Annotated in this window: 14 protein-coding genes; 3 read left to right on the top strand and 11 right to left on the bottom strand. The window is 60.3% G+C overall.

What is annotated here, in order from left to right:
- Nucleotides 1–102: 102 nt before the first annotated feature.
- The 5 genes from pqqE to pqqA are packed head-to-tail and all read right to left on the bottom strand — an operon-like array spanning nt 103 to nt 3209.
- Entirely contained in the window at nt 103–1182 is a 1080-nt protein-coding gene (pqqE, locus tag FIU92_RS21220) for a pyrroloquinoline quinone biosynthesis protein PqqE (RefSeq protein ID WP_152460720.1), read from the bottom strand.
- Nucleotides 1179–1466, bottom strand: coding sequence for a pyrroloquinoline quinone biosynthesis peptide chaperone PqqD (gene pqqD, locus FIU92_RS21215; RefSeq protein ID WP_152460719.1), 288 nt, complete (start codon nt 1464–1466; stop codon nt 1179–1181). Before pqqD ends, pqqE begins: the two co-directional genes overlap by 4 nt.
- Entirely contained in the window at nt 1463–2191 is a 729-nt protein-coding gene (gene pqqC / locus FIU92_RS21210; protein ID WP_152460718.1) for a pyrroloquinoline-quinone synthase PqqC, read from the bottom strand. The genes pqqD and pqqC overlap by 4 nt, the downstream gene beginning before the upstream one ends.
- Nucleotides 2188–3075: a pyrroloquinoline quinone biosynthesis protein PqqB gene (pqqB, locus tag FIU92_RS21205; RefSeq protein WP_152460717.1), complete on the bottom strand. Its 888-nt coding sequence runs from the start codon at nt 3073–3075 to the stop codon at nt 2188–2190. Before pqqB ends, pqqC begins: the two co-directional genes overlap by 4 nt.
- Before the next feature lie 26 nt (nt 3076–3101).
- The gene (gene pqqA, locus FIU92_RS21200) at nt 3102–3209 is read right to left on the bottom strand and encodes a pyrroloquinoline quinone precursor peptide PqqA (protein WP_152460716.1); all 108 of its coding nucleotides are present in this window, start codon (nt 3207–3209) and stop codon (nt 3102–3104) included.
- 199 nt (nt 3210–3408) lie between these two features.
- Here pqqA and FIU92_RS21195 point away from each other — a divergent pair, with 199 nt between their 5' ends.
- On the top strand, nt 3409–5472 hold the full coding sequence (locus FIU92_RS21195; protein ID WP_152460715.1) for a 4Fe-4S binding protein: 2064 nt from the start codon (nt 3409–3411) through the stop codon (nt 5470–5472).
- Nucleotides 5469–6359, top strand: coding sequence for an FAD:protein FMN transferase (locus tag FIU92_RS21190; protein ID WP_172978558.1), 891 nt, complete (start codon nt 5469–5471; stop codon nt 6357–6359). The genes FIU92_RS21195 and FIU92_RS21190 overlap by 4 nt, the downstream gene beginning before the upstream one ends.
- 50 nt (nt 6360–6409) lie before the next feature.
- On the opposite strand, the gene FIU92_RS21185 is transcribed toward FIU92_RS21190, so the two are convergent.
- The 6 genes from FIU92_RS21185 to pedF all read right to left on the bottom strand — a co-directional run bounded on the left by FIU92_RS21185 (nt 6410) and on the right by pedF (nt 12424).
- A complete protein-coding gene (locus tag FIU92_RS21185; RefSeq protein WP_152460713.1) occupies nt 6410–7201 on the bottom strand; it encodes a xanthine dehydrogenase family protein subunit M in 792 nt (263 codons plus the stop codon).
- Between the two features lie 96 nt (nt 7202–7297).
- Nucleotides 7298–9658: a xanthine dehydrogenase family protein molybdopterin-binding subunit gene (locus FIU92_RS21180; protein WP_152460712.1), complete on the bottom strand. Its 2361-nt coding sequence runs from the start codon at nt 9656–9658 to the stop codon at nt 7298–7300.
- Nucleotides 9659–9709: 51 nt separating this feature from the next.
- A complete protein-coding gene (locus FIU92_RS21175) occupies nt 9710–10192 on the bottom strand; it encodes a (2Fe-2S)-binding protein (protein WP_370644462.1) in 483 nt (160 codons plus the stop codon).
- Between the two features lie 27 nt (nt 10193–10219).
- Nucleotides 10220–10759 carry a CoxG family protein gene (locus FIU92_RS21170; RefSeq protein ID WP_152460710.1) on the bottom strand — a complete coding sequence of 180 codons (540 nt, stop codon included), beginning with the start codon at nt 10757–10759 and terminating at the stop codon, nt 10220–10222.
- 69 nt (nt 10760–10828) lie between these two features.
- Nucleotides 10829–11725: an ABC transporter substrate-binding protein gene (locus tag FIU92_RS21165; RefSeq protein ID WP_152460709.1), complete on the bottom strand. Its 897-nt coding sequence runs from the start codon at nt 11723–11725 to the stop codon at nt 10829–10831.
- A gap of 18 nt (nt 11726–11743) precedes the next feature.
- On the bottom strand, nt 11744–12424 hold the full coding sequence (gene pedF, locus FIU92_RS21160) for a cytochrome c-550 PedF (RefSeq protein WP_152460708.1): 681 nt from the start codon (nt 12422–12424) through the stop codon (nt 11744–11746).
- A gap of 157 nt (nt 12425–12581) precedes the next feature.
- Here pedF and FIU92_RS21155 point away from each other — a divergent pair, with 157 nt between their 5' ends.
- Nucleotides 12582–13748 (top strand): ABC transporter substrate-binding protein, encoded by a 1167-nt coding sequence (locus tag FIU92_RS21155; protein ID WP_152460707.1) that lies wholly within the window; start codon nt 12582–12584, stop codon nt 13746–13748.
- Nucleotides 13749–13752: the final 4 nt, after the last annotated feature.

Genomic DNA, 13752 nt, shown 5'->3' with positions numbered 1-13752 from the left:
AAAGTTTGCGACAGAACCCTTCTAAGTCCAAGACAAACTTTATTTGAACAATGCGCTTCGACTGAGCATTCAGAACCTAGCTTGGAAAATCCCAGTTCCGGTTCATAGTTTGCGGTAGACAAACTCCACCTCAGCTTCTTCAGTCGTTGCGTTCAGCACTTCTTGGACTCGGCCATGCAAGGGCGACTTTTGGCACACCGGGTCTGTTGTGTTTGCATCATGGGCCAATGCCATAGCCTGGCACCGGCAACCTCCGAAGTCTATTTCCTTACGGTCACAACTCTGACAGGGCTCAGGCATCCAGTCAGTGCCGCGATATTGGTTAAAGGCGGCGCTGTTGTACCAAATATCGGACAACGGCTCATCCTGCACGTTGGCAAACTTCAGGTGGCCAATCGTTTGTGCGGCATGGCAAGGCAGAACGGTTCCGTTTGGCGTAATGTTAAGCCCGCTCGAACCCCATCCTCCCATACAGGCCTTGGGAAAATCCGAATAATAATCGGGCGGCACAAAGTCGAAGGCCAGAACCCCTCTTAGCCGGCGACTGGCCTCGGCGACGGTCTTTTTGACGGCTTGCGTCTGCTCAAACGTCGGCAATAGTGCTGGGCGGTTTGGCAGAGCCCAGCCGTGAAACTGGACGCAAGCAACCTCAAGCCGCCGGGCGCCAAGCTCAACCGCCATTTCGATGGTCCGTTCCAGATCATCCAGGTTCTGCCGGTGCATGACCGCATTCAGTGTTAGCGGGATGCCCCGGGCACCGACCTCTTTGGCAATGATCATCTTTCGGTCAAAACCGCCGCGATAGCCGCCGATGCGATCGGCCAGAGCTGCATTCGTTCCTTGCAGAGACAGTTGGACGTGGTCCAGCCCTGCCTCCTCTAGCCGGTCCAGTCGTTTGGGGGTCAGCCCGATGCCGGAGGTGATCAGGTTGGTGTAGAGCCCGATACGGGAGGCTTGCGCGGTCAACTCCTCCAGATCGCGGCGCGAGGCGGGCTCACCCCCTGACAGGTGCAATTGCAGGACGCCCATGTCGAACGCTTGCTGGAACACATCCACCCACGCCTTCGTGTCCAGTTCTGTCTCTTTGCGCTCAAGCTCGACCGGGTTGCTGCAATAAGGGCAGCTAAGTGGACAGCGGTGGGTGAGTTCGGCCAAAAGCGCGATGGGCGGTGCGGCAGTCATGTCTGCACCATTACATATAGACGGCTGCGCAGGGCCTGCAAAAACCGTTGAACATCGGTTTCGACCTGATCGGCAGGGGCGCCGTAGGTGGTGGCAAGATCGGTGACGATCTGGCGAAACGAGGTCTGGCCATCCACCCGCGACAGGATGGCGACGCCGATATCGTCCAGTTCGATCACCTTTTCCGGGGCCTGCAGGACCATGCGGTCGCGCACTGCGTCGCGCTGAACCCGCACGCCGCGCGGTAGGTAGGGGCGGTCGGACTGATGCAAGTCAAGCGTCATAGCAGGCCTTCCCCCGGTTTCCATGCGCCGGGCGGGATCAGGCCCGGTTCCACATATCCCGACCAAAGCGCGTCCAGCTGCGCCCACAAAACGTTGGTTTTGAAGATAAGCGCCTCGCAGGCCATGTCTTCTTTTTCCGCCGTATCGGCATGGTCCAAAACCCAGTTCAGGCCGAACGCCACATCCTTGGGGGCTTGGGTCAGGCGTTTTTGGAAATAGGACAGGCTGTCGGAATTGGCGAAGTCATAGTGCTGCAACAGGCCCTCGATCCGCTGTTCGTGGATTTTGGGGGCAAATAACTCGGTCAGAGAAGACGCGACGGCCTGCAACAGGGGCTTTTCACGCACGTAATGCACATAGGCGTCGACGGCGAATTGCGTGGCCGGCAGGATACCGCGGCCCGAGGCGACATAGTCGGGATCCAGCCCCACCGCCTCGGCCAGTTTCAGCCAGCGCCGAATGCCGCCGCCCTCGGTCACGCCACCATCATGGTCTTCGATGCGGGATCGCCACTCGCGCCGGATGTCGGGATCGGTGCAGCGCGATATGAAGGCGGCATCCTTCATCGGAATCGCCGCCTGATAGGCCCACCGATTGATCACCCAGGCGCGCACTTGATCGGGGGTGCATTCCCCGCTGTGCAGCCGGTGATGAAACGGGTGTTTGTCGTGATAACGCTCGGCCCCGATCTGACGCAGGCGGGCCTCAAGGGTGTCGCGGCTCATATCGTGATCTCCTGCCCGTCATAGGCGATGTTCCAGCCAGCGGTTTCCACGAACGCGCGCTCAGGGCTGTCGGGTTGCAGAATGGGGTTGGTGTTGTTGATGTGAATAAAGGTTTTCGACGCGCGGATGTCTTGCAGTCGGGCGATCGACCCCTCGGGCCCGCTGATCGAGATGTGACCCATCCGCTGCCCGGTTTTTACACCGGTTCCGGTGCGGATCATTTCATCATCATCCCAAAGCGTGCCGTCAAAGAACAACTGATCGGCATCCGCAATTCGGGCCAACAGGTCATCGGTCACCTGCGCGCAGCCGGGAATGTAATAGGCGGTCTTGTCGGCGGTAGTCAGCCGGACGCCCACGGTTTGTTCACCCAATAGATCGGTCTGAACGGTGTCGCCCTCCATGAACAGGGGCACCTTTCCGGGCACTGCAAAGAGCTGCGCCTGCAGCCCATCTTGAAGGGTGAATTCATCGCCGGGGGCAATCTGACGGCGGTTGACTTTCTCACGGTTGACCGCGTCGAAGATCCGGTTCTGGGACAGCACACCCAGAATATCGCCTGTGGCAAACAGGGTGAACGGGGTCTGTTCACGCAGGCTGAGCAACCCGGCGATGTGGTCGATATCCCCGTTGGTCAGCAGAACCGAGGCCACAGGCGTGTCGCGTAACGCACGTGGGTGCATTTTGGGGGTATCCAGCATCTGCTGGCGAATATCGGGCGAGGCATTCAGGACGCTCCAATTCAGGCCATCCGGCGACACCGCCAAAGAGGATTGGCCGGAAGGCGGGATCTTACCCTTGCGGGCGTCCTCGCAATTCCGGCAACCGCAGTTCCATTGTGGCAAACCGCCACCTGCAGAAGCCCCAAGAACCAGGAAATGCACTTTGGGCCTCCGCTGCGTTTACGTGATCAAAACAGGTCGGGCTCGTACTCGCGGCCTTCGTCCTCGGACGGAGAATACATGTTGATCTCCATACCGCAGTTCACTTCTTTCAGCTTCGGTGTGCTCCAGGTCATAGTGTCCTCCCATGAATGACTGGCGTTGTTAAAAACCTACTACCGGCACGATTTTCGGAAAATGCTCCTTTGGTCGTAGGGATGGGATGTAGTGTTGAGGGGCCGGGGCGGCTGCGTCAACCGCCTTGGGGTCGTAGAGGCGGGACTTAGGACTTTCGTCGAATGTCATGGGCGCAGGCGGAAATATAGTCTCACGCTCATGCGCGCGATCCTGTTACTTGTGTTTTTGCTTCTCAGCGGCCTGTCGGTTCAGGCAGAGCCTCTGCCGCGTGAGCAGATCGAAACCTATATCCGCGCCCCGTTTTCGCTGGGCGACGCGCTGAACGATGACGGGGTCTACAGCCTGCTGAACTCGGGTGGCGGTGAGGCAGGATATGTGTTTGAATCCGAACCCTTGGCCCCCTTGCCGGGCTTCTCAGGCGCGCCGATCAATATGCTGGTGGTGCTGGACCTTGAGGGGCGCTTTCTGGATGTCCAACTGATCGAACACAACGAGCCGATCTTTGTCTCGGGTCTGGGAGAGGCCCCGTTTCACAAATTCTTTGAACAATATGGCGGGCTGTCGATTTCGGACTCGATTGTGGTGGGAACACCCTATGGCGATGCGGCGGCGGGTTCACAGCTTGTTTATCTGGATGGCGTCACCAAGGCGACGGCCAGCGTGCGCATTGCCCACGAATCCGTCATGGGGGCCGCGCTGGCAGTGGCCCGCGAAAAAATGCAGGGGCTGGCTACCGCGCCGCCCGCCTTTCCCGACTCCGAGTATCAGGAGGACCTGACTTGGCAGGATCTTGTCGATCAGGGCATCGCCACGCGCAAGACCTACACCAACGCGCAAGTCGACGCCTTGTTCGCAGGCACCTTGTGGGAGGATGACGACCCCGAAGCGCAGGATTACCCGGATGAGCCTTACTTAGACATCTGGGTTGTCGATTTGGGGCCTACTTCCATCGCCCGCGCTGCGCTGGCCGAGGACAGTTTCGACGACCTCCAGAGCTTTCTGGAAATCTCGGACAATGATGAACCGATCCTGGTGATCGAAACCGCGCGCCACGGTTTGGTCAGCGAGGATTTCGTGCGCAATACCGCGCCTGATTGGCTGTCGGCGGAACAGGACGGTTTCCCGGTTGCTCTGCGCGATGCCGATCTGTTTGTGGAGCTGGTCGATGGTCTGCCCGATGGAACCGCCATGATCTTGCGAACGGACCGTAGGCTGGGATTTGACCCCTCGCGTGATTGGGTTCTGAAGGTGCTGGCCGTGCGGGAACACGGCATGTTCCAACCCGAAACAGGCTCGGTCACGCTTGAGGTGCCCCATATCACGCCCGAGCGGTTCTTTACCCGTCCGGTTCAGATCACGCCGGACCCCCCGTGGCTTGAGGCGCTGCGCAACCGTCAGGGTGACATGATCGTTCTGGGGATATTCCTGACAGGTCTCGTCGCCGCGCTCAGCCTTCGCATGAATGCACTGGCGGCGCAGCCTTTGTTCACGCCCCTCCGCTTGGGTGTGCTGGCCGTTGTCATCGGTTTTGTCGGATGGTGGGGGCAAGGGCAGTTGTCCATCGTCACCGTTCTTGGAACACTCAGAGCAGCAGTCGAGGGCGGCAGTTTCGTATTCCTTCTGTATGACCCGTTTTCCCTGCTGATCTGGGCGGTGTCCATTGCTGGTTTCATCGCATGGGGCAGGGGGCTTTTCTGCGGTTGGCTTTGCCCCTTCGGCGCGATGCAGGAGTTCGCGCATCACCTCGGCAAAGCCCTGCGTCTGCCGCAGATTGAGCCGTCCGACGCTTGGGACAGGCGTCTGAAATGGTTGAAATACGTCATCCTGGCGGGCCTTGTGGGCGTTGTGTTCGCCGCCCCCGATCAGGTGGACAAAGCCGCCGAGGTCGAGCCGTTCAAAACCGCGGTCACCACCTTCTTTGTGCGGGAATGGTATTACGTGGCCTATGCGGCGGGATGGCTGTTCCTTGGAATGGTGCTGTTCAAGGGATTTTGCCGCTATGTCTGTCCGCTCGGCGCTTTCATGGCGATCGGAGGGCTGTTGCGCGGGCGCGATTGGATCGACCGGCGCGCAGAATGCGGCTCTCCCTGTCAGTTGTGTAAGGTCAAATGCAAATACGGGGCCATCGCAAAGAGTGGACGTATCCAATATGATGAGTGCTTTCAATGCCTTGACTGTGTGACGATCCATGACGACAGCACGAAATGTGTGCCCCTGATTGTCGCCGCCCGACGCCAAGCCAGAGAGGTCGCCGCCGAATGATAAACCGCCGCCGCTTCCTTGCTATCTCTGCCGCCGCGCTGGCCACTCCGGCCACGGCCCAGCCCACAAAATGGCATGGCTACGCTTTGGGCGCAGAAGTCAGCCTAACCTTTGACGCGCCCCCAGATGTTGCCGAACCCGCCATAACCCGCATCCGAGCCGAGCTTGAACGCTGCGAAGCATTGTTCAGCCTCTATCGGCCGAATTCCGACTTGTCTCGGTTGAACCGTTCTGGCCACCTGAAAGCACCCGCGCCCGAAATGCTCGCGCTTCTGCAGGCGTGTGATCACGCCTACCGGCAGACCGACGGGCGTTTTGATCCGACCGTTCAACCCTTGTGGCAGGCAGCGGCGCAGAATGGAGACCTCAATGCCGCGCGCAAAGCCCTTGGATGGGACCGGGTTCGGATTTCGCCCGATCACATTGCGCTGGATCCCGGCCAAGCACTGACGCTGAATGGAATTGCACAGGGCTACGCCACGGATCTGGTCACAGAGGTGCTGCGTCAGGCGGGTTGGGAGAACGTACTCGTCAATATCGGTGAGTACTACGCCGCAGGGCGTAACTGGACCCTTGGTTTATCCGATCCTCAGTACGGGATCGTTCAGACCCGGACGCTCAAAGATCAAGCGATTGCCACCTCCAGCCCAGGTGCGTTGCGACTGGGTGGCGGTCAGTTTCACGTCCTGAATCCACAAGCCATGCAACCACCCCAATGGTCGACGGTCGGCGTTCAGGCTGCAACCGCGACATCGGCAGATGCATTGTCAACGGCGCTTTGCCATGCAGATGAAGGTGAGATTCAAACCATCCTGGATCGGACACCCAAGAGCACCACTGTAATTTGTGTTCACCAGAATGGGTCTGTCCGGACCTTCCAATCATAACAAAAGCCCCGGGGTTTTGCCCGGGGCTTTAGGGTTTATCGCCTATGCGATTACGAACAGTCTTGGACGGCGCGTTTCGTCATTACCCCAACCAGATGGGCGCGGTAGTCTTTGCTGCCGTGCAGGTCGGCGATCATGTTCATCGGGTTGACGCTCAGCCCCATCAACGCATCGGCGCTGAAGGATTTGTTCAAGGCCTCTTCGGCCTCTGCCCACCGGAACACGCCGTCTTCGCTGGCACCGGTGACAGCGACACGGACGCCATCCGCAAAGCGCGCCACGTAGACACCAACCAAGGCAAAGCGCGACGCGGGCTGCAAGAACTTCTGATAGCTCGCCGCCTGTGGCACCGGGAACCGGACCGAGGTGATGATCTCGCCCTCATCCAGTGCGGTCGCGAACATGCCCTCAAAGAAGTCATCCGCCGCGATCTGCCGCGTGTCGGTCACGATAGTCGCACCCGAGCCCAGAACCCCCGCCGGATAACAGGCCGCCGGATCATTGTTGGCCACCGACCCGCCAATGGTGCCGCGGTTGCGCACCGCCGGATCACCGATCTGACCCGCCAGCGCCGCCAGCGCCGGATAAGCGCTCGCCGCTTCGCGCGCCACGGTGGCATGAGTCGTCGCTCCACCAATCGCGACCGAGCCGTCATCTTCGATACAGACACCCTGCATCTCAGCAATCCCGCTCACGCTGACCAGCACCGAAGGCGCTGCCAATCGCTGCTTCAGCGTCGGTATCAGTGTCTGACCACCCCCCAACGCCTGCGCATCCTCAGCCCCCAATGCGGCAACCGCATCCGCTATGTTCGAGGGCTTCTCAAACTCGAAACTGTACATTTCGCATTTCCTTTCCGAAGAACACGGATCCGTTCTTCATCTGGCTATAAATATCCCGGGGGTCCGGGGGCTGGCCCCCGGTCCGCCCTCTCCAACTCAGCTGTTCATCGCCGCCCAGACGCGCGACGGGCTCATTGGCATGTCGATGTGATCCACCGCCTTGCCGCCAGAGTTCATCGCATCCAGCACCGCATTGACCACCGCAGGCGGCGAGCCAATGGCCCCGGCCTCACCACAGCCCTTCACCCCCAGCGGGTTATGCGTGCAGGGCGTCTGGCTGGAATGATCCACCGCATAGAAGGGCACATCATCGGCGCGCGGCATGGCGTAATCCATGAAGGACGCACTCAGCAACTGGCCATTCTCGTCATAGGCGCAGTTCTCCAGCAGCGCCTGACCGATGCCCTGACCGATACCGCCATGCACCTGACCATCCACGATCATCGGATTGACGATGTTGCCAAAGTCATCCGCCGCGGTGAAGGCCTCGATACTGACCTGCCCGGTCTCGGGGTCGACCTCAACCTCGCAGGCATAGGCGCCCGAGGGGAAGGTGAAGTTGGCCGGGTCATAGAACGCGGTCTCCTCCAGCCCCGGCTCAACCTCCAGCGGGAAGTTATGCGGCACATAGGCCGTCAGGGTCACATCGCCCCAGGCCACCGACTTGTCGGTGCCTGCCACGCTGAACTGACCGTCCTTCAGCTCGATATCGGCCTCGGAAGCCTCCAGCAGGTGGGCTGCGATCTTCTTGGCCTTGTCGATCACCTTCTCGGTGGCCTTGACCATAGCCGAGCCACAGACCGCAAGCGAGCGCGAGCCATAGGTGCCCATCCCAAACGGAATCTTCGAGGTGTCGCCATGCACGATCTCGACCATCGACTCGTCGATGCCGATCATATCGGCCACAACCTGCGGGAAGGCGGTCTCATGCCCCTGCCCGTGGCTATGCGCACCCACCATGACACTGATTGATCCGGTGGCGTTCACCCGCACGGTCGCCGCATCATAAAGACCCGCCCGGGCCCCCAGCATGCCAACGATGTTCGACGGCGCAATGCCACAGGCCTCGATATAGCAGTTGATGCCCAGGCCCCGCAGCTTGCCATTGGCCTCGCTCTGCGCCCGGCGGGCGGCAAAGCCTGCCAGATCGGCGGCGGCCTCCAGCTTGTCCATCGTCCCGTTGTAATCCCCGGTGTCATAGGTCAGCGCCACCGGCGTGTCATAGGGGAACTGGGTGACAAAGTTCTGACGGCGCAGCGCAATCGGATCGACCCCCAGCTCGCGCGCGGCCTTGTCCACCACGCGCTCCAACTGAAACGTCGCCTCGGGTCGGCCCGCGCCGCGATAGGCATCCACCGGCACCGTGTTGGTGAACATCGCCTTGACGTTCACCTGAATGACCGGCGTCTTGTAGTTGCCCGCCATCAGCGTGCCGTGCAGCCAGGTTGGCACGGAGCTTGAGAAGGTCGACAGATACGCCCCCAGATTGGCAAAGGTATTGGTGCGCAGACCGATGAAGTTGTTGTCCGCATCCAGCGCCAGCTCGATGGTGCTGACGTGGTCTCGACCATGGGCATCCGACATGAACGCCTCGGACCGGCTCGAGGTCCACTTCACCGGCCGGTTGCAGGCCTTGGCGGCGAAGGTACAGAACGCCTCTTCCGCATAGTGGAAAATCTTGGTGCCAAAGCCGCCGCCCACATCGGGGGCCACCACGCGGACCTTATGCTCGGGCAGGCCCAGCACAAAGGCGCACATCAGCAGGCGGATCACATGCGGGTTCTGCGATGTGGTATAGAGCGTGTACTCATCCGTCCCGCGCTTGTATTCCCCCACCGCCACGCGCGGTTCCATCGGGTTGGCGACCAGACGGTTGTTGACCAGATCCAGCGTGGTCACATGGGCCGCATTCGCGAAGACCTCGTTGACCTTGGCGTCATCGGCCTCGCCCAGCTGCCAGTCATAGCAGATGTTGTTCTTCAGATCGTCATGAACCAGCGTCGCGCCCTCTTGGGCTGCGGCCTTCATGTCCATCACGGCGGGCAGTTCCTCGATGTCCACCTCGATCGCCTCGGCCGCGTCGCGCGCCTGTTCCAGGCTGTCGGCCACCACGGCGGCAATGGGATCGCCCACATGGCGCACTTTACCCTGGGCCAGAATGGGGTGCGGAGGCTCCTGCATCGGCGCGCCGTGCTTGTCCGTCACCTCCCAGCCGCAGGGCATGCCGCCCACGCCTTCGAAATCCTTGCCGGTGAACACCTTGACCACGCCGGGCATCGCCTCAGCCGCTGATGTATCCACGCTTTTCAAACGTCCATGCGCGATATCCGAGCGCAGGAAATGGACATAGGCCTGTCCGGCCACGTTGATGTCGTCGGTATAATTGCCAGCTCCGGTCAGAAAGCGTACGTCCTCGCGCCGCTTGGAACTGGCTCCGATGCCACTGTCTTTGGGCATTGCTTGTTCTCCTCCCTGGAAAAGAATTTTCGTCGAAAATTCTTACCCGCCTTATTCGGCGGCGATGCTTGAAACGTCCTGACCCGAAGCGGCCATGATCGCCTTGACGATGTTATGATAGCCCGTGCACCGGCACAGATTGCCTTCCAGATACTTCCGGATCTCAGCTTCCGTCGGGCGCGGATTGTCCTTAAGCAAAGCCGCCGCACTCATCACCATGCCCGGCGTGCAGAAGCCGCATTGCAGGCCATGGTGATCCTGAAACGCCTGCTGAATGGTGTTCAGCGTCCCATCCTCTGCCGCCTGACCCTCAATCGTGCCAACCTCGGCCCCGTCCGCCTCAACCGCCAGCATGTTGCACGACTTCACAGCCTGACCATTCACATGCACAACACAGGCCCCGCACTGCGCCGTGTCACACCCAACATGCGTCCCCGTTAAACCCAAATGATCCCGCAAAAATCCAGACAATAACGTCCGACCCTCAACATCACCGCTCACAGACATCCCATTCACAGTCAGCGATATTTTCATCACATTTTCCTCCCTTAAATCTATAGCTCAACCGCCCAAAACGCGCTTGAGCCAGCCTTTCTTTTCGGTTGCCTCTTCCGCTTGTTGTTCTGGTTCAGCTGCCGCTTCGCTGGCGGGGGCCTCTGGCTCGACCTCGACCGCGCTTTGGAAATTCTGAAAGAACTGATCCGCCATTTTCTTGGCGAAACCGTCCACGACGCGGCCACCCAGTTGGGCCAGCTTGCCGCCCACGCGCGCGTCCACGTTGTAGGTCAGCAAGGTGCCTTCGGCGACATCGGACAGCGTGACATCGGCCGCGCCCTTGGCAAATCCGGCAGCGCCGCCCTTGCCTTCGCCCGACAATTTCAGGCTTTCCCCGGACACCATGTCGGACAGGGTCACTTTCCCTTTGAACGTGGCTTTGACGGGGCCGACTTTCTGCACCACGGTGGCATCGAACCCGTCCTCTGCGGTGCCGGTCATCTCTTGGCAACCGGGGACGCATTTGCGCAGAACATCTGCCGACAGAAGGGCATTCCAGACCTCGGACCGTGGCGCGGCTATTGTGCGGCTGTCATGTAACTCCATGTCACTCCTCCAGAGTTTTTTCCAACCTATGGCGTCGGGGCCGCAAAGCATATGCGACCTTGGGCGTAGTCAGCGCAGTTCGGGAGGGGTATGCGTCAGCCCATAATCCTCGAAGATTTTGGCGATGCGGCCATCCTGAAGCGCTGCATAGATCGCATCATCAACCGCATAACTGAGGCCGCGATAGGCAAAATGCACAGCCACGCCACTGGTCCAGGTGCTGACGGCAAAGCCGGGCAAAGGCGGGGTATGGATATCCAGATCGGGGGTCAGTCCGGCCTCAAGCTGGGCGCGGGGGCCCATTGCGGCCATCGTTTCACCTGCGGCCAGGGCCTGCATCGCCTGATCTGCAGTAGGGAACCGGCTGACATTCTGCGACAGTTGCCCGCCGGGAAAAGACGACAGGTAGAAATCAGCAATTGAGTCGTTTTCAACCGCGACGGTGTCAAAACGGAAATAGGCCGGAACCGGAGGGTCTTCGGGATAGGCATCGCGGCGAAAGGCGATGGCGATTTCCTCGTCATGATACTGGCCGGTGAACACCACCTGTTCGACCCGGCAGGCAAATTCGCTGTCATAGGGAATGTGCAGCATGACATTGGCCACGCGCCCGTTGATCAGCGGACCTTTCCAGATCCAGTTGCGCAGATCGGCCTCTAGGTTCTCTCCTGCCGCGACCAGATTGAACCGGGGCTCGACCCCCAGATCCTGTGCAATCAACTTGCCGATTTCGATGTCCACGCCCTGAATCTTACCGTCCTGCTCAAACGACCAGGGCGCGAAATCTTCGTAGGCGGCGAATTCGATATAGCCGCGCTCGACAATGGTATCGAGGTCAGCGCCCACGATGTCGCGGCTGGCATTCTGGGGTTTGGGTTGGGGCACATGGTCTTCACACCTGGCCAGAGCCGACCCGGCGGACAGGGCGGCGACCAACAGGGAGAAAATGAAATGGCGTCCGATCATGTGCCCCAGTCTGCCGTTCTATTGCGCGGCAGACAATCCGATAGTCAGCTGCTCCGCCGCCTGTGCAAAATCCGGGGCCTCGCCCGAGATCAGCACCGCAGCGCGCAGGGCCACCGAGTCGGCCACAGGCGCGCCCGAGCCGGTTTCGATTGTGCCCGCGATCTCGTTCAGTTCGGATTGCAGGGCGGCTGTGTCCCCATCCGCGCCCTCGGCCATAGCGGCCAGCTCGTCGCGGATTTCCTTCAACCGGTCCGAATGATCATCCAGCGCGCCGTCATCGGGGCGGGTCTCGATATAGGTACGAATGGCCCAGGCGGCCTTTTGGCCCAACAGATCGCCAAAGGCGGGCATCTTGGTGATGCCGTTCTGGGTATAGCCCTCACGGAAGCGTTCGATATACCATTCATCGCCGTATTCTTCAGCCTCGAGGTAGCGAAGGTCAGGCGCCAGTCCGCCCGATACGACGCCCAAACCGTGGCAGCGTGCGCAGTTCTGGTTATAGCCGGAATCGCCGATTTCGATTGCAGCCTGCCAGACCTCTTCGCCCTGATCGCGATAGGGGTTCTCGATCAACCATTCCTCGCTCACGTCGGGCAGGGCATCCGTATTTACCGGCTGGGGCGCGACATCTCCATGTGCCAGCGCCATGCCCGCTGTCACTGTAGCCGCAATCGCCGCGCTGTAAAAACCAAGACGCATTTCATCCTCCTGCTGAAGCTTTCCCCGGTCATAGCGCAGGCAAAAACAACGCGACATTCGACCTTGGTTGCAGATGGGCGAAATCTGCGACTAAGGTCGAATGGCTTTCCCATTTTCGACCGGCTTTTACTTTTAGGGCCGGGGAGGAGGCGCGAACATGTTCAGATTTTCTTTTGTTCTTGCAGCCTTGACGCTGACATCTGGCGCTGCGCAGGCTGAGGTTGCGATTTCAGTGACCTATCTGCAGCAAGAGGTTGAGCGCCCTCCGGTTCTGTCCAACCTCGACCCGATTCCCGAAGATCTGGGCAAGGCGGGGGCCGAGCTGGGTCTGGCCGACAATCTGACGACGGCCAAGTTTCTGGGGCATAAATATGATCTGACGGTGACCACGGTGCCCGCGGGCGGTGACTGGGCGCAAGCCGCGCGGCAGGCTTTGGTCAATGGTCCCTTCGTCATTCTGGATGCGCCTGCGCAAGCGCAGCTTGAGGTCGCCGATCTGCCCGAAGCGGCAGGCGCGGTGCTGTTTAACGCCTCGGCCCCGGACCTGTCGCTGCGCGAGGCCGAGTGTCGCGCCAACCTGTTACACACGTTGCCATCGGATGTGATGCGCACCGATGCACTGACGCAGTTCCTTGTCAAACGCCGGTGGGATGAAATAGTCCTGATCTCGGGCGAGCATCCGGGGGATCAGGCCTTTGCCGAGGCGCTGAAGCGGTCGCTGCAAAAGTTCCGGTTGGACCTGCAGGCGGAAAAGACGTGGGTGTTCGATGCCGATCTTCGACGAAATGCAGCACAAGAGGTGCCACTGTTTACGCAAGACTTCGGCGACTATGACGTGTTGCTAGTCGCTGATGAGCTGGACGATTTCGGCCGCTATATCCCCTTCAACACATGGGAACCGCGCCCCGTTGCCGGGTCAGAGGGGTTGCAGCCCGTCACGTGGTCGCGCGTGGTTGAACAATGGGGCGCTGTGCAGATGCAGAACCGTTTTGCCGATCAGGCAGGGCGGGCGATGCGCCCCAAGGATTACGCCGCGTGGGCGGCCTATCGGGCCTTGGGCGAGGCGGTGACGCGCACCCAATCCGACGACCCTGCGGTTCTGCGCGACTATATCCTGTCGGATGATTTCGAACTGGCGGGCTTCAAAGGCCGCGCGATGAATTTCCGGGCCTGGAACGGCCAGTTGCGGCAACCCATCCCGCTGGTCACGGATCGCGCCGTTGTGGCGATGGCTCCGCTTGAGGGGTTTCTGCACCAACGCACCGAACTGGACACGCTGGGCATTGATGAAGCCGAAAGCCAGTGTCAGGCATTTAAGGAGTAACAGC

Source organism: Ruegeria sp. THAF33, assembly GCF_009363615.1.
In the GTDB taxonomy this organism is placed as follows: Bacteria; Pseudomonadota; Alphaproteobacteria; order Rhodobacterales; family Rhodobacteraceae; genus Ruegeria.
Note: the sequence above shows the minus strand (reverse complement) of the source record. Positions and strands in the feature narration are given on the sequence as shown.

Coding starts and splice junctions, on each gene's coding strand:
- pqqE (WP_152460720.1), bottom strand. CDS start 1,182: ATGACTGCCGCACCGCCCATCGCGCTTTTGGCCGAACTCACCCACCGC.
- pqqD (WP_152460719.1), bottom strand. CDS start 1,466: ATGACGCTTGACTTGCATCAGTCCGACCGCCCCTACCTACCGCGCGGC.
- pqqC (WP_152460718.1), bottom strand. CDS start 2,191: ATGAGCCGCGACACCCTTGAGGCCCGCCTGCGTCAGATCGGGGCCGAG.
- pqqA (WP_152460716.1), bottom strand. CDS start 3,209: ATGACCTGGAGCACACCGAAGCTGAAAGAAGTGAACTGCGGTATGGAG.
- FIU92_RS21195 (WP_152460715.1), top strand. CDS start 3,409: ATGCGCGCGATCCTGTTACTTGTGTTTTTGCTTCTCAGCGGCCTGTCG.
- FIU92_RS21190 (WP_172978558.1), top strand. CDS start 5,469: ATGATAAACCGCCGCCGCTTCCTTGCTATCTCTGCCGCCGCGCTGGCC.
- FIU92_RS21185 (WP_152460713.1), bottom strand. CDS start 7,201: ATGTACAGTTTCGAGTTTGAGAAGCCCTCGAACATAGCGGATGCGGTT.
- FIU92_RS21180 (WP_152460712.1), bottom strand. CDS start 9,658: ATGCCCAAAGACAGTGGCATCGGAGCCAGTTCCAAGCGGCGCGAGGAC.
- FIU92_RS21175 (WP_370644462.1), bottom strand. CDS start 10,192: ATGAAAATATCGCTGACTGTGAATGGGATGTCTGTGAGCGGTGATGTT.
- FIU92_RS21170 (WP_152460710.1), bottom strand. CDS start 10,759: ATGGAGTTACATGACAGCCGCACAATAGCCGCGCCACGGTCCGAGGTC.
- FIU92_RS21165 (WP_152460709.1), bottom strand. CDS start 11,725: ATGATCGGACGCCATTTCATTTTCTCCCTGTTGGTCGCCGCCCTGTCC.
- pedF (WP_152460708.1), bottom strand. CDS start 12,424: ATGCGTCTTGGTTTTTACAGCGCGGCGATTGCGGCTACAGTGACAGCG.
- FIU92_RS21155 (WP_152460707.1), top strand. CDS start 12,582: ATGTTCAGATTTTCTTTTGTTCTTGCAGCCTTGACGCTGACATCTGGC.